This window comes from Mesorhizobium sp. L103C119B0 (assembly GCF_000502235.1).
GTDB lineage: Bacteria > Pseudomonadota > Alphaproteobacteria > Rhizobiales > Rhizobiaceae > Mesorhizobium.
This window is the reverse complement of record NZ_AYXE01000008.1, coordinates 32,445-49,972: the sequence shown is the minus strand read 5'-3', so window position 1 is coordinate 49,972 and position 17,528 is coordinate 32,445. Positions and strand designations below refer to the sequence as shown.

At 64.5% G+C, this 17,528-nt stretch carries 14 protein-coding genes; 12 read left to right on the top strand and 2 right to left on the bottom strand.

Going from position 1 to position 17,528, the window contains the following annotated elements; genetic code table 11:
* The first annotated feature begins 7 nt into the window (after nt 1-7).
* The 4 genes from X728_RS151225 to X728_RS151240 all read left to right on the top strand — a co-directional run bounded on the left by X728_RS151225 (nt 8) and on the right by X728_RS151240 (nt 6,347).
* Nucleotides 8-2,191 carry a primosomal protein N' gene (locus X728_RS151225; RefSeq protein ID WP_023831792.1) on the top strand — a complete coding sequence of 728 codons (2,184 nt, stop codon included), beginning with the start codon at nt 8-10 and terminating at the stop codon, nt 2,189-2,191.
* Nucleotides 2,192-2,470: 279 nt separating this feature from the next.
* Entirely contained in the window at nt 2,471-4,675 is a 2,205-nt protein-coding gene (locus tag X728_RS151230; RefSeq protein ID WP_023831791.1) for a TonB-dependent receptor, read from the top strand.
* Nucleotides 4,676-4,683: 8 nt separating this feature from the next.
* Nucleotides 4,684-5,064 carry a hypothetical protein gene (locus tag X728_RS151235; protein ID WP_155923988.1) on the top strand — a complete coding sequence of 127 codons (381 nt, stop codon included), beginning with the start codon at nt 4,684-4,686 and terminating at the stop codon, nt 5,062-5,064.
* Entirely contained in the window at nt 5,061-6,347 is a 1,287-nt protein-coding gene (locus X728_RS151240) for an MFS transporter (protein ID WP_023831789.1), read from the top strand. Before X728_RS151235 ends, X728_RS151240 begins: the two co-directional genes overlap by 4 nt.
* A gap of 11 nt (nt 6,348-6,358) precedes the next feature.
* On the opposite strand, the gene X728_RS151245 is transcribed toward X728_RS151240, so the two are convergent.
* Entirely contained in the window at nt 6,359-7,531 is a 1,173-nt protein-coding gene (locus X728_RS151245) for an MFS transporter (RefSeq protein ID WP_031195583.1), read from the bottom strand.
* A gap of 118 nt (nt 7,532-7,649) precedes the next feature.
* Between X728_RS151245 and X728_RS151250 the strand changes: the two genes are divergently transcribed.
* From X728_RS151250 to X728_RS151270, 5 genes are all read left to right on the top strand, one after another.
* Complete coding sequence (locus tag X728_RS151250; protein WP_031195581.1) at nt 7,650-9,437, top strand: IucA/IucC family protein; 1,788 nt, start codon at nt 7,650-7,652, stop codon at nt 9,435-9,437.
* On the top strand, nt 9,434-10,498 hold the full coding sequence (locus X728_RS151255; protein WP_023831786.1) for a GNAT family N-acetyltransferase: 1,065 nt from the start codon (nt 9,434-9,436) through the stop codon (nt 10,496-10,498). The genes X728_RS151250 and X728_RS151255 overlap by 4 nt, the downstream gene beginning before the upstream one ends.
* Nucleotides 10,495-12,315 carry an IucA/IucC family siderophore biosynthesis protein gene (locus tag X728_RS151260; RefSeq protein ID WP_050589915.1) on the top strand — a complete coding sequence of 607 codons (1,821 nt, stop codon included), beginning with the start codon at nt 10,495-10,497 and terminating at the stop codon, nt 12,313-12,315. Before X728_RS151255 ends, X728_RS151260 begins: the two co-directional genes overlap by 4 nt.
* Entirely contained in the window at nt 12,312-13,646 is a 1,335-nt protein-coding gene (locus X728_RS151265; RefSeq protein WP_023831784.1) for a SidA/IucD/PvdA family monooxygenase, read from the top strand. Before X728_RS151260 ends, X728_RS151265 begins: the two co-directional genes overlap by 4 nt.
* Nucleotides 13,647-13,756: 110 nt before the next feature.
* The gene (locus tag X728_RS151270) at nt 13,757-14,452 is read left to right on the top strand and encodes an aspartate/glutamate racemase family protein (protein ID WP_023831783.1); all 696 of its coding nucleotides are present in this window, start codon (nt 13,757-13,759) and stop codon (nt 14,450-14,452) included.
* Nucleotides 14,453-14,468: 16 nt separating this feature from the next.
* Here X728_RS151270 and X728_RS151275 read toward each other — a convergent pair whose 3' ends face one another.
* The gene (locus X728_RS151275) at nt 14,469-14,657 is read right to left on the bottom strand and encodes a hypothetical protein (protein ID WP_023693181.1); all 189 of its coding nucleotides are present in this window, start codon (nt 14,655-14,657) and stop codon (nt 14,469-14,471) included.
* A gap of 138 nt (nt 14,658-14,795) precedes the next feature.
* Here X728_RS151275 and X728_RS151280 point away from each other — a divergent pair, with 138 nt between their 5' ends.
* From X728_RS151280 to atpA, 3 genes are all read left to right on the top strand, one after another.
* Complete coding sequence (locus X728_RS151280; RefSeq protein WP_023745337.1) at nt 14,796-15,191, top strand: DUF4345 family protein; 396 nt, start codon at nt 14,796-14,798, stop codon at nt 15,189-15,191.
* 246 nt (nt 15,192-15,437) lie between these two features.
* Nucleotides 15,438-15,998: a F0F1 ATP synthase subunit delta gene (locus tag X728_RS151285; RefSeq protein WP_023742211.1), complete on the top strand. Its 561-nt coding sequence runs from the start codon at nt 15,438-15,440 to the stop codon at nt 15,996-15,998.
* The gene (atpA, locus tag X728_RS151290; protein WP_023684101.1) at nt 15,998-17,527 is read left to right on the top strand and encodes a F0F1 ATP synthase subunit alpha; all 1,530 of its coding nucleotides are present in this window, start codon (nt 15,998-16,000) and stop codon (nt 17,525-17,527) included. Before X728_RS151285 ends, atpA begins: the two co-directional genes overlap by 1 nt.
* Nucleotide 17,528: the final 1 nt, after the last annotated feature.

Genomic DNA, 17,528 nt, shown 5'->3' with positions numbered 1-17,528 from the left:
ACGCCCGATGATCGAAGATTCGCCCTTTGTCGCAGCCGCGCCGGTGCTGGTGCCGATGCCCGCCGAACGGCCCTACACCTACGCTGTGCCCGCCGGCATGCGCGTGGTGCCGGGCTCGATCGTGCGCGTGCCGCTCGGTCCGCGCCAGGTTGCCGGCATCGTCTGGGATGGTGCGGTCGAGAATATCGACGCCAAAAAGCTGCGCCCGATCGAACAGGTCTTCGACTGCCCGCCGATCGACCGCGGCATGCGCCGCTTTGTCGACTGGCTGGCGCAGTACACGCTGTCGCCGCCCGGCATGGTGGCGCGCATGCTGTTGCGCGCGCCGGAGGCGTTCGATCCCGAACCATGGATCGAGGGCCTGCAGCGGACCCTCGTCATGCCCGACCGGATGACGGATGCCAGGACGCGCGTGCTGGAGACGGCGGAAGGGGGGCTTGCCTGGACGCGATCCGGCCTGGCGCACGCGGCGGGCGTGTCGTCGACGGTGGTCGAGGGACTCAAGGCGCAAGGCGTGTTCGAGACGGTGATGATCCCGCCTCGACCGGTGGTCGCCGCGCCCGATCCCTCCTACGCCATGCCGGAGCTGATGCCGGACCAGGCAGACGCGGCCGCCATGCTGCGCGCCAATGTCGCGGCCGCTGCTTTCAACGTCACGCTGCTCGACGGCGTCACCGGCTCGGGTAAGACGGAAGTTTATTTCGAGGCGGTGGCGGCAGCCCTCGACCAGGGCAGGCAGGTGTTGATCCTGCTGCCGGAGATCGCGCTGACGCATGCCTTCCTCGAACGCTTCCAGCAGCGTTTCGGCGCCAAGCCGGCGGAATGGCATTCCGATCTGCCGCCCCGAATGCGCGAAAAGGTCTGGCGGCAGGTGGCGGAAGGCGGCGTGCGCGTCGTTGCCGGGGCGCGTTCGGCGCTGTTCCTGCCGTTCCGCGAGCTCGGGCTGATCGTGGTCGACGAGGAGCACGACCCCGCCTACAAGCAGGAGGATCGCGTCTTCTACAATGCGCGCGACATGGCGGTGGTGCGCGGCCATATCAGCGGCTTCCCGGTGGTGCTGGCGTCGGCGACGCCATCGGTCGAAAGCCGGGTCAATGCGCAGCAGGGCCGCTACAGCAGGGCGGTGCTGTCGGCGCGCTTTGCCGAAGCCGCGCTTCCCGATCTCAAGACGATCGACATGCGGCGCGCGCCGCCGGCCCGCGGCGGCTTTCTGTCGCCGCTGCTGATCGACCAGATGCAACGTACGCTGGAGAAGAAGGAGCAGTCGCTGCTGTTCCTCAACCGGCGCGGCTATGCGCCGCTGACGCTGTGCCGTGTCTGCGGCCACCGCTTCGGCTGCCCGGTTTGTTCGGCCTGGCTGGTCGAGCACCGCTTTCGCGGCCAACTCGTCTGCCATCATTGCGGGCACAATGAGAAGCGGCCGGAGGCTTGTCCGGAATGCGGCACGCTCGACCATCTGGTAGCCTGCGGGCCTGGCGTCGAGCGGATAGCTGAAGAAGTCGTGGCGCATTTCCCCGACGCGCGCACGATCGTCCTGTCGTCCGATTTGATGGGTGGAGTGCGCCGGCTGCGTCTGGAGCTTGAGGCCATTGCCAATGGCGAGGCCGACATCGTCATCGGCACGCAGCTGGTCGCCAAGGGCCATAACTTTCCCAACATGACGCTGGTCGGTGTCGTCGATGCCGATCTCGGCCTCGCCAATGGCGATCCGCGCGCCGCCGAACGGACCTTCCAATTGCTCAGCCAGGTGACTGGACGCGCCGGCCGCACCGGCAAGAAGAGCCTCGGCCTGCTGCAGACTTTCCAGCCGGACCATCCGGTGATGCGGGCGATCGTCTCGGGCGATGCCGAGGCCTTTTACGAACGCGAGATCACTGAGCGCGAACGGGCAGCCCTGCCGCCCTTCGGCAGGCTTGCCGGCGTCATCGTCAGTGCGGTGACGCGGGCCGAGGCCGAAGGCCACGCGCGCGGCCTGCGCCGTGCAGCACCCCAGGCCAGCGACCTGTTCGTGCTCGGCCCGGCCGAGGCGCCGCTGTCGCTGCTTGGTGGGCGCCATCGTTTCCGTTTGCTGATCCAGGGTGAAAAGCGCGCCGACATCCAAGGCTTCATCCGCACCATGCTGGCCGAAGGGCCGAAGCAGCGCGGCTCGGTCCGCGTGCAGGTCGACATCGATCCGCAGAGCTTCTTGTAAGCACAAAGGCTGACGCCGCCGCCGCCCGCCCGTAAGCCGTTTGTCAAGAAAACTCAGCATCTTAGTGCCGGCTAAAATGCGCGCCGTTCATGTACCCGGCTCCCATCCGTTCGCTGACTAATCCTGATTTGAAAAGCCACAAATAAATGTTGACTCGTTTTATCATGAATTATAACTGGGCCTTTCCGCTCTGGCGCTGGGGACCAGGGCATGGATGGGGACAGCATGCGCAGATTTTTCAGTACGCTTCTTTGGTCATCGGCTTTGGGTTCGTCGATTATGGCAGGCGCGGCATTTGCCCAGGAAGCCGCTCCGACGGACCAGCAGGGAGCCACCGTGCTCGATCAGATACTGGTCACCGGCCGCAATGAAAGGTCGATTTCCAGCGTCGCTCAGTCTGTCCAGGTCGTGGAACAGGAACAGGTCGAGGAAGCCGCGCAGGAAAATATCGACGCCGCGACCCTGATCAGCCGCATCGTCCCCGGCTACGCGCCACGCAACCAGACCATTTCCGGCGCTTCGGAAACCTTCCGCGGGCGCAGCGTTCTCATCATGGTCGACGGTGTGCCGCGCAACACACCGCTGCGGGACGTCTCACGCATCCTGTCGATGATCGACCTGAATTCGGTCGAGCGCATCGAAGTCATCAATGGCGCGTCCAGCCTTTATGGCGCCGGCGCCACCGGCGGCACGATCAACTTCATCACCAAGCGCGGCGACAGCGACAAGCCGAAGGTGACGGTGCGCACCGGCGTCACCGCCTTCACCGAAAACCCCGGCAAGTCGGCCGGGCCAAGCACCAGTGTCTCGGTCGAGGGCAAGAAAGGCGATTTCGACTATTTCTTCTCGGCGTCCGGTGATCTGTCGCGCCGCACCTATGACGGCCACGGCAACGAGGTGGCTTCCGACGCCATGCTTGGGCAAGGCGGCGGCGACCGCACCGGCACGGGCAATCTCTTCAGCGTGGCCGGCTACCAGTTCGATTCCAGGCGCTTCGAGGCCAGCGTCGACTGGACCTATGCCAACCAGAAGCCGGACTGGTTCACCGATTACACGACCAATCCCGTCTCCCCGGATTTCGGCGATCCCTATGAAGGCAAGCCGCTGAAGGAAGATTCGAAATATCTGACCGCCAAATACACCGACAGCGACTTCGCGCTCGGAAACCTCGAGGTCAAGGCGTTCTACAACGACATCTTCAAGCAGTCGCCCTTTACCAAATTCTCGGCCGTCAACAGCCAGGTGTATTTACCGACGAACCCGACGCGGCCGGTGATCCTGCCGCCGGGTACGGACCCGACCGCCGACTTCAACCAGACGGCGCTGCAATCGCGGCGCAGCGGCGTCAACCTGACCGTCAACACGCCGATGGACTTTATCACTCAGGGCAGCACACTGACCTGGGGCGCCGACTACGTTTTCGATGCCACCGATCAGCAGCTGACCAACGGCCAGGACGCCATCTCGCCCACGACCCAGAACTCGGTTGCCTTGTTTGCGCAGGGCGAAATTTCGGTGACGGATCGCTTTCGCATCAGCGGCGGCGCGCGCTACGACCAGTTTTATCTCAACGTTGAAGACTTCACCCGGCCTGCCGCTGCCGTTCTGCTAGGCCGGAACATTATCGGCCTGCCGGCGATCCAGGTGACCGGCGGCTCGTTCGACTACGACGCCGTCACCTTCAACGCCGGCGCCGTCTACGATCTGACCGAAAGGATGCAGCTTTTCGGCAATTTCTCGCAAGGCTACAGCCTGACCGACATTGGCGGCTTCACCCGCCGGGCCGGGTTGAACTCCAACGCCGAAACCTGCGACGCCTATGGCACCGCCATCCGGCCGCTGCTGCCATGCACCAACGCGCCGGATTACGCGATCAGCTATGCCGATATCGCGCCTGAACCCCAGCTGGTGAACACATGGGAAGCCGGTCTGCGCGGCGATTGGGGCGACTATCGCGGCGGCGTCAGCACCTATCTGTCGACCTCGGACAACGGCGTCAGCTACGACATCGTCAACAACCGGGTATCGCAGCAGAAGGAACGTATCTGGGGCGTCGAAGCCAATCTCGAGGCAGACCTCAGCGGCATGTTCACGCTGGGCGGATCGGTCGGCTATGTCGAAGGCAAATACGATGCGGATCACGACGGCCACATCGAAGCTAACGAATATCTGCCCAACAACCGTATCCCCTCGACCTACAAGGGCCTGGTCTATCTCACCACCCGTTTCGAGAACGAGCTGACCCTGCGCAGCGAGTTGGAGCTGTTTTCCGGGCGCGACCGCATCGCCACCCAGGAACTGGACGGTGCAGCACTGGTCAATCTTGCAGTCTCGAAGACGTTCGCCAATGAGAGTGTGCTGAACCTTGCCGTGCGCAATGTGTTCGACACCTATTACATCAACCCCTCCGCATCGGCGACGCGCGGCGCCGACGTTCCCGGTCTGGGGCGTTCCGTCGCTCTGTCGTACCAGATCACCTTCTGAGGGCGGCAATGGCGGTGTCTCTCCAACGAAACGGTGCATTGGTTTCGCTGCTGGCAGAAGCGCCCGCCGATCCGGCGGATGGCGGGGCCTATATCGAGGCGCTCGGCTGCCTTTCACAGGAGAGGGAGCCGTTCGTGCTGTTGGTCGATATCCGCATCGAGATCGCGCTGAGCGACGCCCAGCGCAAGGCGCAAAACCTCTGGTACAAGGCGGAACGCGAGCAGCTCGAAAAAGCCTGCCGCGCCTGTGCGCTGGTGCGCCCCGCCGCCGACGAGAACATGCAGCGCGTCTGGCAAAGCCTGTTCGGCTTTCCAGTGCTCGTCACCCGCAGCCGGGCGGAGGCCGGCGCCTTCCTGAACGGTTACGCACCGAAGGACTATGTCAAATGAGCGCCGACGCAGACCGGCCGGCGCCCGCCGGGCTTCCGCGCCTGCGGCTTTTCGTCGTTCTCGCCTGCCTTTATCTGGCGCAGGCCATCCCGAGCTATCTGTTTGCCGCGGCGATCCCGCCGATCCTGCGCGAGCAGGGCGTGTCGCGCACCGCCATTGGCTTGATCGCGCTGCTGATGCTGCCGCTGGTGCTGAAATTCCTATGGGCGCCGCTGGTCGACCGCTTTCGGCCAATGGCCCGCGCCCATCGCGCCGGCTGGGTCATCATCACCCAGATCGGCGTCATCGCCGGCATCGCCGCCATGCTTTGGATCGAGCCGACCGATGTCGCCGGTATCTTTGCCGTCGGCCTTGTCGTGAGCCTGTTGATGTCGACCCAGGACATCGCCACCGACGGCTACGCGGCCAAATATCTCGACCCGAAGGACAGGCCAATCGGCAATGCGATCCAGGGCGGCGCCGTCGCGCTCGGCGTCGTTCTCGGCGGCACGCTCGGCCTGTTGGCTTATCATCATGCCGGCTGGCAAACCATGGTGGCCATGGTGGCCGCGCTGTCCATCATCCCGCTGGTCGCCGCCTTCGCCATGCGCGAGACCGATCCCGTCGCCAGCGCGCCGCAGGCGGCCATCGACCGCCCCTCGATCCTGCGCTTTCTGCGCCGGCCGGAGGCACGCCAGATCCTGTGGATCGCGCTCATCTACCGCGCCAGCGAGGGGCTGGTGAAGTCGATGGAAGGCTCCTATCTCGTCGATGCCGGCGTGCCGCTCGATATCATCGGTTATCTCTCGGGCGGTGCCGCGCTCACCGTCGGGCTCGGCGGCTCGGCGCTGGCGGCGTGGCTGCTGCACAACAGGGGCGCCGCCTCGGTGCTCGGCCTGCTCGGCGCGCTGCGAACCATCTGCTTCCTGATCTTCGCGCTGCACGCTTTCGGCGCTATCGCCGGCTTCTGGCCGATCTTCGGCGCCTCGTTCCTGCAGACGCTGGTGCGCTACATGGAGATCGTGGCGCTCTACAGCCTGTTCATGTCCGTCACGTCGTCGGACCAACCCGGCACCGATTTCACCATCCTGTCCTGCGCCCAGCTCATCGTCTACCTCGTCGGCTCCATGCTTGCCGGCCGCCTTGCCGACATGCTCGGCTACTCCGCGCTGTTCACCCTGGCGACCGTGCTGTCGGGCATAGCCGTGGTGGCGACCTATCGCATGTTGAATGCCCATTTCGCCGATACCGCAAAAGCCCAACCGGGTACTCCGATGCCGCCATTGCCGGAGGTCGCCGAATGAGCGCGGTCTTCCTAACGCCCGGTCTCACGAACCATGGCAGCGAGACAGGCGGCGGCCAGCGCCAACGCCGCGCAGCCAGCCAGTGGCGCAAAAGGCCAGAGCGTGAAGGCGAAGCCGCCGGCCAATGCGCCGATGCTCTGGCCGAGCACATGGGTGCTGGTGAGCCAGCCGGCCGCGGCGCCCTGCTCGCCGGGCTCCAGGCGCTTCATCAGCCAGGCGGTGTAGCCGGGTGTCGCCAGGGCAATGCCGGCCGCCGCCACCACCAGAGACACTGCCGAGGCAACATGGCTGGCCATGACGGCCAGCGCCGTCATGCCGACGCAAACCATGAGACAGCCGACGACGACGCTGTTGCGCTCCGCCAGCCGCAGGCGCGCCATGAGCAGTCCCTGGACCAAAACCATGACGATGGCGACCAGCATCAGGGCCAGGCCGGTCACCGTCGTGGCCTGCGTCGCACCAAGGCCAAAACGCTGCTGGGCCATCGGGCCGAGCATCATCTGCACCTGTCCGAAGCCGAGCGTCAGGCACAAGCCCATCGCCAGGCAAGGCAGAGCGCGGCGATCGAAGGGCGATATTCCACGGCCGGCATCAGCCGCCTTGCCGTCGATCTGTCCGCCGCCTGCCTCCTTGCCCGGCGCGAGCCACAGCAACAGCGGGCTGAACAGGAACAGGATGGGCGGCAGCAGCGGCGACAGGACGGCAGCCGTCGCCGGCAGCGCGCCGGCCAGCCGTCCCATGCTGACGCCGGCGCCAAGCAGTCCCAGCGCCGCCTGTCGCCTGTCATCGGCAACCGAGCGGCTGGCCCAGATCTGCGCCGTCGGCATGACGCCGGACGCGGCAAAACCGTACACGAAGCGCGAGAGCATCAGCAAAGCGATGCCGAGCGCGGCTCCCATGCCGGCTATCAGCAGAATGGCGAACACCGCCTGGCCGGCCAGCATGGCGAGGCCGATCAAGCGCAGCAGCCTGGCATGGCCAAGCCGCTCGCCCATGCGGCCCCACAGCGGCGAGCCGACCAGAAAGGCCGCCGCGCCGACAGCAGTTGCCGCGCCGATGGCAAACGTGTCGACCCTCAGCCGCTCCATCACCAGGGGAACGAGCGATACGAAGGCCGACTGGCCGAAGCCGATTGCCGAGACCGCGATTGCCAGGCGGCGCAGAAGCGAAGATCGATTTTTCACCCGGGTCGTCATAAGGCGAAGCTTATTTCTTGTCTAGAATAGATAATCAACAGAAATGTTTAAAGTCGACACGTATAAATGTAATGCATGCAGTATATTATGATTTATGAGGATGCACATGGAACAAGCAAAACCAGATTCTTCCTCTGCATTAAGCCCGTTCCTCAACGCGTTGCTGCGGGAATGGGATGGCTGGGAATTCGTCGACGCCAGGCAAACCGGGCTGTTTCGGCCGCAGGCAGCCGTGCTGCGTCTGAATTTCCCTGCCTCGCGCGCGGCGGTGCTCGTCGAGGCGCGGCATCGCTCGAAGGTTGGTTACCACGATTTAGCGATGCCGCTCTGGCGCCTCGATATTAGTAACGAGGGGGCCGATGGCGAAGCGACCGAGATCGACCTTTTCAGCCTTTTGGCGCTGATCCTGGCGGATCCCGACATTGCCGGCCGGGCGACAGCGAAAAGCCGACTGACCTTCCTGCGCCGCAGCCTGGCCAGCATCGCCGCAATCGCTGACGCGACTGCGGCGCGTGGATCGTCGCGGCCCTTCTCCGAAGGCGATCCTGATTTCATCGATGCCGAAAGCGCCCTGCGCTTCGGCCATGCCGTGCATCCGGCGCCGATGAGTCGCGAAGAGTTCACGCACACGGATTCCGCGCGCTTCGGGCATGAATACTGCAATGCGTTCAAACTGCGCTGGTGGGCCGTCGACCCGACCATCCTCACTGGAGGCAGCGTCGAGCCGCTAGATGTCATCGAGATGGTCCGCGGGCTTGCCGCCAGCGATCCGCAGCTGCTTGCTCGGGCTGGCAAGCAACAGGGCAAGGTTCTCGTTCCGATGCATCCGTGGCAGGCCGTACGGCTCATGCTGGAAGACCGCGTCGAGCGCCTGTTTCGCGCCGGTCGTATCGTCGATGTTGGGCTCGGCGGACCAGCGTGGCGGGCCACGACCTCGCTGCGCACGGTTCATTCGTCTGAAGCCGAGTGGATGCTGAAATTCTCGCTCAGCCTGCGCCTGACCAATTCCAGGCGCATCGTCGAGGAGCATGAGTGCCGGCGCGGCCTTTCGGTGCACCGGCTGGTCAAGGGCAAGCTCGGCTATGCCTTGCAGCGGCGCTGCCCGACCATGACGGTGCTGGGTGAGCCCGCCTGGTTCGGCCTGCGTGGCGAAGACGGCCGGCTGATGACGGATACCATCGTCTCGTTTCGCGAAAATCCGTTTCGCGGCACGGGCAATCCGCCGGCTGCCGTTCTCGGCGCGCTTTGCGAGCGCCATCCCGGCCGTACCGAAAGCCATCTGTCCGACCTGGTCCACCGTATCGCCCGCGACGAGAAGCGACCTGTCGAGGAAACGGCGCGTTTGTGGTTCGAGCGTTTCCTTCATGCCGCCATCGAGCCGTTTATCGTTGCCTTCTCGGAATTCGGCCTCCTGTTCGGCGCCCATCAGCAGAACCTCGTCGTCGGTCTTTCCGGAGGCTGGCCGAATGCGCTCTATTTTCGCGACTGCCAGGGCACCGGTTATGTCGAGGAATTTCTGCCCAGGCTGCGCGAATTCGTGCCCGAGGCCGGTCAGGCGGGCGATCATGTCTTCCCAGCGGAAGCGGCCGCGAAGCTGTTCGGCTACTATCTGGTCGTCAATGGCGCTTTCGCCGCCGTCGCAGCCCTTGCCGCCGCTGGCCTCACCAACGAAGACGATCTGCTGGCGATATTCCGCCGCTCGCTCGAGCGGCTGGCCGCCACGCCGATGGCTGACCGGTCCTGCGTCGACTATTTGCTCAACGCGCCGACGCTTGCTGCCAAGGGCAATTTCCTGATCGCGCTGCGCGACATCAATGAGAACACCGAGGTGACCGACCCGCTGGCCGGTTACGTCGAGCTTCCCAACCCCCTGCATGTGAGAGAATACGCATGAACATCGAGGCTGCGAAAAACTGGTCACCCGCCACCGTCGCCGGCAACGAAGGATGGCAGCATCTGGCCTCGGCCGCGGAGCCGCTCGCCATCCGTGCCGGCGATGGCCATGTCAGCCTGGTCAACGCTGAGGGAACAGCGGTGGGACAGGCCCGCATCTCCATCGCGGATGGCCGCCTGCTCATCGATGACGTCGCGTTCACGGGAGGCCGTCTCGATCAGCCGCAGGTCCTGGCGGGCCTCGTCGACGCGGCACTGTGCCTGCATCCTACCTTCGACCGCGCCTTCCTGCCGGCGGCCAAGACGCTGTGGCCGGTTTCGGCGCTGGCCACCGAGACGGCCGCAGGCGAACCGGAGCGCGCCGTCATTCATCGCTCGGTCCTGCGCCAGCTGCCGCTGCTGTGGCGCAGCCAGGCCTCGCATGTCACCTATCCGGCATTGACGACCGCTATCGGCCCGGAAGACCGGCTGCCGCCATTGCGCCAACCGCGCCCCTGCGGCCCGATGTACGAACGCTGGATTCCGGAAATCGGCCTCACCGTGTCGCTGCGGCCGATCGACCGCCGGACCGATCTCGACCTCTTCCATCGCTGGATGAACGATGGCCGCGTCGCCTTCTTCTGGGAACTTGCCCAGAGCCATGAGGATCTCGACAAATATCTCGCCGAGCAGGAAAGCGATCCGCATATTTTCGGCGTCATCGCCAGCTTCGACGGCGAGCCGACCGGCTATTTCGAGTTCTACTGGGCCAAGGAGGACCGGCTCGGGCCCTATTATGAGCCGCACGACTGGGACCGCGGCTGGCATGGGCTGATCGGCAATATGCGCCATCTCGGCCGGCCGAAGACGCTGTCACTGTTCCGCTCCGTCACCCACTATCTGTTCCTCGACGAGCCGCGCACGCAGCGCGTCGTCGGCGAGCCACGCGCCGCGCACCAGAAGATGCTGAGCTATTGCGCCGGCGCCGCCTACGACAAGGTCAAGGAGTTCGACTTCCCGCACAAGCGCGCGGCGCTGGTCTGCTGCGAACGCGAGCGCTTCTTCCGCGAGGTGCCGCTGTGACGGTGCAGCAACCGATTGCCAAAGCGGGGGAGGCGACACGCTGGGCCGCGATCAACCGCGACGCCGTCGCCAAGGCCATTTCCGAACTGACCTTCGAGGAGTGCCTGTCGCCGCGCGAGCTTTCGCCCGGCCGATGGGAGCTGACGCCCGGCCCCGGCGTGACCTATCGCTTTGCCGCGACGCGGCGCCTGTGGGGCCAGATCGCCGTCCGTCCGGAGACGCTGACTCGCGACGCCGGCATCGAGCTGCCGGTCGACGATGCGGTCGCCTTCTTCGCCGACGCGCGCGAGACGCTCGGCATGTCGCCGGCAACATTCTGCACCTATGCGAAGGAGCTTTACAACACGCTGATGGCCGACATGCGGATCGCCAAGGCACGCGGCAATCGACCGGCCGCCGATCTAGCCGCGCTGCCGGATACCGAGTTGCAGGCATTGCTCGACGGCCATCCGAAGGCCCCTGCCAACAAGGGACGGCTTGGCTGGGGACGGGACGACTTCGAGCGCTACGCGCCAGAATCGGCCACCGCATTCCAGCTCTTCTGGCTTGCCGCCGCCAGCGATCGCTGCCTGCTGGCGCTTGACTGCGGGCTCGACGAAGAGGCGCTGCTGCAGGCCGCACTCGGCGACTACGAGCGCGCAAGGCTCGAAGCGGCTTTCAGCGCCGCCGGGATCTCGCGATCGACGCATAGGCTGCTGCCGGTCCACCCCTGGCAGTGGCAGGCGATGATCGCCTCGCAATATGGTAGCGAGATCGCCGCCGGCCGGCTGGTGCCGCTTGGCCAGTTCGGCGATCCGTTCCTGCCCTTGCAGTCGCTGCGCACGCTTGCCAATGTGGCACGGCCCGAGGCGCTGCACGTCAAGCTGCCGCTGACCGTCCTCAACACCTCAGCGTGGCGCGGCGTGCCGGGCAAATACATGGCGATCGGCGCCGATCTGTCGCGCTGGCTGGCCACGGTGGCGGCCGCGGACCCGATGCTCAAGGACGTCAAGGTCTTGCAGGAAGTCGCCGGCGCCTTCTATCCGCATCCGCACTATACCGGCGTTGAAGGCGCGCCCTATCAGTTTTGCGAGATGCTGGGCGCCATATGGCGCGAAAGCCCCGAAAAGGATCTGACAGCGGGCCAGCGGCCGATGATGATGGGCGCCCTGCCGCAGCGCGACGCGCATGGCAGGCCGATCGCCAGCGCCCTGATGGAGCAGTCCGGCCTTGGTCCGGAGGCATGGCTCGATCGCCTGTTCTCCACGGCCTTCGTGCCGCTCTACCACTTCATGTGCCGTTACGGCGTCGGCTTCATCGCCCATGGCCAGAACGTCACCATCATCCTCGACGGAGCGACGCCTCTCGGCGTGGCGGTCAAGGATTTCCAGGGCGACCTCGATCTCGTCGACCAGCCGTTTCCCGAACTGGCCGGCCTCGACCCCAAAATCCTGTCGACGCTGAAGCGCCGGCCGCCGGCACATCTTCTCCAGCATCTGCAAACGGGACACATCGTCAGCGTTCTGCGCTTCCTATCCGAGGCGCTGGCCGCCTATGACCGCTTCGACGAGAGGACTTTCTACGCCATCCTGGCCGCCGCCATCCGGCGCTACCAGGCGCAGAACCCGGATCTGTCGGAACGGTTCGCGCTCTTCGATCTGTTTGCTCCGAAGATCCCACGCATCGCCATCAACAAGGTGCGCTTCGCCATCGGCTACGGCGACAGCGGCGAACGCCCTCTGCCCGACCTTGGCACACCGCTCGACAATCCGCTTAACCCTGAGTCAGCCCGGCGATCTCCCATCAGCCCAGCCAGCTCCATAAGGAGTTCGCCATGACCCATACGCTTGACCTCGCAGGCATCGGCATCGGGCCGTTCAATCTCAGCCTCGCCGCCCATCTCGATGCGGTGGACGGCGTCGAAGCGCGCTTCTTCGATCGGGCGACGCGGCTCGAATGGCACCCGGGCATGATGCTGCCGGGCGTCGAACTGCAGACATCCTTCCTCAAGGATCTCGTCACCGCGACGCATCCGACCAGCCCATGGTCGTTCATGTCCTATCTGGTCGCGCAGAAGCGGTTCTATGAATTCCTCAACGCGGATTTCTCAGCCATCCCGCGGCCGGAATTCGCCCGCTATCTCGGATGGGTCGGCGAGAACTTGTCTTCGCTGCGCTTCGCCAGCGCCGTCGACCGGATCGACTTCGACGGAACGAATTTCAGGCTGCGTATCGGCTGCGACCAGGTGAACGCGCGCAATCTCGCCATTGCCGTCGGGCTGGTGCCCAACATCCCCGCCTGGGCGCGGGCGGCGGCCTCCGATCAATGCTTCCACAACGCCCAGGCCGCCAACCGCCTCGATCGCCTGAGCGGACGGCGTGTCGCCGTGATCGGCGGTGGCCAGAGCGGCGCCGAAGTGCTTCTGCATCTGATCTCCTCCGACCGCTTCGCCGGCCGCGAAATCGAGTGGATCTCGATGCGGCCGAATTTCCTGCCACTGGACGACTCGCCTTTCACCGACGAACTCTTCACGCCGGGCTATGTCGAAAACTTCCATCGGTTGCCGCAAGGGCGGCGCGAGACGATCCTGGAACAGCAACTGCTTGCCGGTGACGGCGCATCGACGAGCACGCTGAAGGCGATCTATCGCCAGCTTTACATGCTGCGGCACCTCTCGGAGGAAACGACGGCGGTCAACATGACGCCGCACCGCGAAGTGCTGAACGTGACGCGGGAAGGCAGCGAATACCGGCTGATCATGCGCAACGGCTTCGACGGCGCCATCGAGACGCGCACCGTCGATGCGGTGGTTCTGGCCACCGGCTATGCCTTTGCCATTCCTGATTGCATGGCGCCGCTCATGAACAGGATCGCGCTGGACGAGCGCGGTCATTACAGGCTCAACGCCAGCTTCGAGGTCGAATGGGACGCGCCCGACGACCGCCGGATCTACGCGCTCAATGCCGGCCGGCTCAGCCATGGCATAGCCGAGCCGCAGCTCAGCCTGATGGCTTGGCGCAGCGCCAAGATCGTCAATTCGCTGCTCGGGCGGGCACAGTTCGATCTCGATCTGCCCGATCCGCCGGTTGCCTGGAGTTCAAGGCACACGACACAAAGCCTGCATCATCTCGGCGCCAATGCGAGGATGACCGAATCGGGCGCGCGGTGATGTTTGTGGAGGCGGGCCGAAGAGCGTGGTACGGCGCGCGTTAAGGTTGACATCGACCCGTAAAGCTTTTCTGTGAGAGAGATCGTTCGGTCCTGCTGGAGGCTCAGCGCATGAAAACCCTTGGCCTCATCGGCGGCATGAGCTGGGAATCGACGGCGATCTATTATCGCCTGCTCAACGAGATCGTGCGCGAGCGGCTGAGCGGGCTGCATTCGGCAAAGCTGTTGCTCTATTCCTTCGACTTCGCCGAAATCGCCGACCGGCAGCATCATGGCGACTGGGACGGTGCGGGCGTGCTGCTGGCGGATGCGGCGCGCAAGCTGGAGGCGGGCGGCGCAGAGGGGCTTTTAATCTGCACCAACACCATGCACAAGCTCGCCGACCGGGTGCAGGCGGCGGTGTCGATCCCGCTTATCCACATTGCCGACGCCACGGCCGTCGCGGTCAAGGGCGCCGGCGTCAAGCGGCCGGCGCTGCTGGCGACCCGCTTCACCATGGAGCAGGATTTCTACAAGGGCCGGCTGAGGGAGAAATACGGGCTGCAGCCCGTGGTGCCGGACCAGGCCGGGCGCGACATGGTGCACCAGGTAATCTACGACGAGCTTTGCCGGGGCATCGTCAACGCGGCATCGAAGGCGGCCTATATCGACGAGGTCGCCCGTCTGCGGCGCGATGAGAAGATCGATGGCGTCATCATGGGCTGCACCGAGATCACCATGTTGATTGGCGAGCGCGATTTCGACATTCCGGTGTTCGACACCACGCGCATCCATGCTGAGGCGGCGGTCGCATTCATGCTGCCCTGAAGGGTCAAAACAAGGATCAGGGCTGGGCAGCCACGGCGACATTGCCGCTGCCGGCCACTTTCAGCTTCCATCGATCTGCTTCCGTGCCGGCCAGATTGAGGTGCCCGGTCAGGAAATAAAGGCGACCGGTGTCGGGGCCTTTGGCTGTGCAAAACCGGTCTTGCAGATAGGAGGGAGGCGTCGCCTGACAATACAGGTTGGCCACGATGCTGGCCGGACGCGTGCGCGGCCTAAACAGCCTTCCGCTCCTTCACGAATTGCGCGCCGAAACTGCCGCGCGCTTGACTTCTTTTTGCAGCGACATTCAATGCATCCGGCATTGCTGTGAGGGGATGAAAGCAAGATGGAATTCGCGTTTCCGTGGCCGACCAGCCAGGGCGAATGGCTGGCTTGGTCCAGCGCCGTCGTCACCTTGGCGCTCGGTCTGCTGTTTTTCCTCGCGCCAGGGCTGGCATTTCGGATTCTGCGGCTGCAGGTCCGGCCCGAAAGGGCAGCGGCAATCGCGGAAGGGCGCGGCCGCATGTCGGGCTTCTATCTCGGCGTCAGCCTGTGCTGCATTCTGTTGGCGCAGCCGTGGCTCTATATGGCACTCGGCTTTTCCTGGCTGTTCACCGCTTTTGGCCGTTTGCTGTCGATTATGTCGGACGGCGCCAACACGCCTTTCAACTGGGCGTCGATCGTCGTCGAACTCGTCCTGGCCGCGTTGCCGCTCGCCTTCGTCTTCGGCTTTCTGCCCTGAATCGGCAGCCAATCCAAAGGCTTCAGTTGAACTCTGCGGCCGGATGCGACAATAGTGCCCGAAAAGCATGCGGGACGACGCATTGCGGTCTTAAAATGCCTGTGCTAGACGGCAATCGACTTTCGGCCGGGGATAGCGGAAGCCGCGCCTCCGTGCTTGGAAAAACTTAGTAAGGTCAAAGATTTAGCCAGAGTTTTTGCTCGCGCCAACAATCTGCGGCCCCTCAGACAAGAGAAAAGACGGTCCGTGGCTCAATCGTCATCGCCAATCTCGGGTGTCGCAGAACGCTACGCGGGTTCGCTGTTCGAACTTGCGCTGCAATCGAATTCGGTGGCCAAGGTCGAGGCCGACCTCAACAGTTTCGCCAAGATGCTGGATGACAGCGCCGACCTGACGCGCCTCATCAACAGCCCGGTGTTCTCCAGCGAGGACCAGGCCAAGGCAATCGCGTCGATCGCCGACAAGGCCGGCATCACCGGCCTGACCGGCAATTTTCTGCGCGTCGTCGCCCGCAACCGCCGGCTCTTCGCGGTGCCCGGCATGATCAAGGCTTTTCGCCGGATCTCTGCCGAACAGCGCGGTGAGACATCAGCCGAGGTCACTTCGGCGCATGAACTGACGGCTGCCCAGCAGACCGAACTCAAGGTCGCGCTGAAAGGCGTCGCCGGCAAGGACGTGGCCATCACTGTTACCGTCGATCCGTCGCTGCTCGGCGGGCTGGTGGTCAAGATGGGCTCGCGCCAGATCGATACGTCGCTCAAAACCAAACTCAATTCGCTCAAGCTTGCACTGAAAGAGGTCGGCTGATGGACATCCGCGCCGCGGAAATTTCCGCAATTCTCAAAGACCAGATCAAGAATTTCGGCAAGGAGGCCGAGGTCTCCGAAGTCGGCCAGGTGCTGTCCGTGGGTGACGGTATCGCTCGCGTCTACGGCCTCGACAATGTCCAGGCCGGCGAAATGGTCGAGTTCCCCGGCGGCATCCGCGGCATGGCGCTCAACCTCGAAGCCGACAATGTCGGCGTCGTCATCTTTGGCGCCGACCGCGACATCAAGGAAGGCGACATCGTCAAGCGCACCGGCGCCATCGTCGATACGCCTGTCGGCATGGGCCTGCTCGGCCGCGTCGTCGACGCGCTCGGCAATCCGATCGACGGCAAGGGCCCGATCAAGGCGACCGAACGCAAGCGCGTGGACGTCAAGGCACCAGGCATCATCCCGCGCAAGTCGGTCAACGAGCCGATGTCGACCGGCCTCAAGGCCATCGATGCATTGATCCCGGTCGGTCGCGGCCAGCGCGAGCTGGTCATCGGCGATCGCCAGACCGGCAAAACCGCGATCATCCTCGACACGATGCTCAACCAGAAGGCCGTGCACGACAACGGACCGGAAAAGGAAAAGCTCTACTGCGTCTACGTCGCCATCGGGCAGAAGCGCTCGACGGTCGCGCAGTTCGTGAAGGTTCTCGAAGAGCGCGGCGCGCTTGAATATTCGATCATCGTCGCCGCCACCGCTTCCGATCCGGCGCCGATGCAGTTCCTGGCGCCGTTCACCGGCGCCACCATGGGCGAATATTTCCGCGACAACGGCATGCATGCGCTGATCAGCTATGACGATCTGTCGAAGCAGGCCGTCGCCTATCGCCAGATGTCGCTGTTGCTGCGCCGCCCGCCGGGCCGCGAAGCCTATCCGGGCGACGTGTTCTATCTGCATTCGCGCCTGCTCGAGCGCGCCGCCAAGCTCAACGACGATCTGGGCGGCGGTTCGCTGACCGCGCTGCCGATCATCGAGACCCAGGCCAACGACGTGTCGGCCTACATTCCGACCAACGTGATCTCGATCACCGACGGTCAGATCTTCCTCGAAACCAACCTGTTCTTCCAGGGCATCCGTCCGGCGGTCAACGTCGGCCTGTCGGTGTCGCGCGTTGGTTCGTCGGCGCAAATCAAGGCGATGAAGCAGGTCGCCGGCTCGATCAAGGGAGAGCTGGCGCAGTACCGCGAAATGGCTGCGTTCGCGCAGTTCGGCTCCGATCTCGACGCCGCCACGCAGCGCCTGCTCAACCGCGGCTCGCGCCTGACCGAACTGTTGAAGCAGCCGCAGTTCTCGCCGCTCAAGGTCGAGGAGCAGGTCACGGTGATCTTCGCCGGCGTCAACGGCTATCTCGACAAGCTGGCGCTGAACCAGGTCGGCAAGTTCGAGCATGGTCTGCTCAGCCATATGCGCTCGGCCGGCAAGGACGTGCTGGACGGCATCCGCAAGGAAAAGGCGCTGTCGGACGATCTGCGCGCCAAGCTGAAGGCCGAGATCGACGCCTTCGCCAAGACCTTCGCTTGAG

Bases quoted from the DNA above. Each gene is read 5' to 3' on its own strand.
- X728_RS151225 (WP_023831792.1), top strand. From the start codon at position 8: ATGATCGAAGATTCGCCCTTTGTCGCAGCCGCGCCGGTGCTGGTGCCG.
- X728_RS151230 (WP_023831791.1), top strand. From the start codon at position 2,471: ATGGCAGGCGCGGCATTTGCCCAGGAAGCCGCTCCGACGGACCAGCAG.
- X728_RS151235 (WP_155923988.1), top strand. From the start codon at position 4,684: ATGGCGGTGTCTCTCCAACGAAACGGTGCATTGGTTTCGCTGCTGGCA.
- X728_RS151240 (WP_023831789.1), top strand. From the start codon at position 5,061: ATGAGCGCCGACGCAGACCGGCCGGCGCCCGCCGGGCTTCCGCGCCTG.
- X728_RS151250 (WP_031195581.1), top strand. From the start codon at position 7,650: ATGGAACAAGCAAAACCAGATTCTTCCTCTGCATTAAGCCCGTTCCTC.
- X728_RS151255 (WP_023831786.1), top strand. From the start codon at position 9,434: ATGAACATCGAGGCTGCGAAAAACTGGTCACCCGCCACCGTCGCCGGC.
- X728_RS151265 (WP_023831784.1), top strand. From the start codon at position 12,312: ATGACCCATACGCTTGACCTCGCAGGCATCGGCATCGGGCCGTTCAAT.
- X728_RS151270 (WP_023831783.1), top strand. From the start codon at position 13,757: ATGAAAACCCTTGGCCTCATCGGCGGCATGAGCTGGGAATCGACGGCG.
- X728_RS151280 (WP_023745337.1), top strand. From the start codon at position 14,796: ATGGAATTCGCGTTTCCGTGGCCGACCAGCCAGGGCGAATGGCTGGCT.
- atpA (WP_023684101.1), top strand. From the start codon at position 15,998: ATGGACATCCGCGCCGCGGAAATTTCCGCAATTCTCAAAGACCAGATC.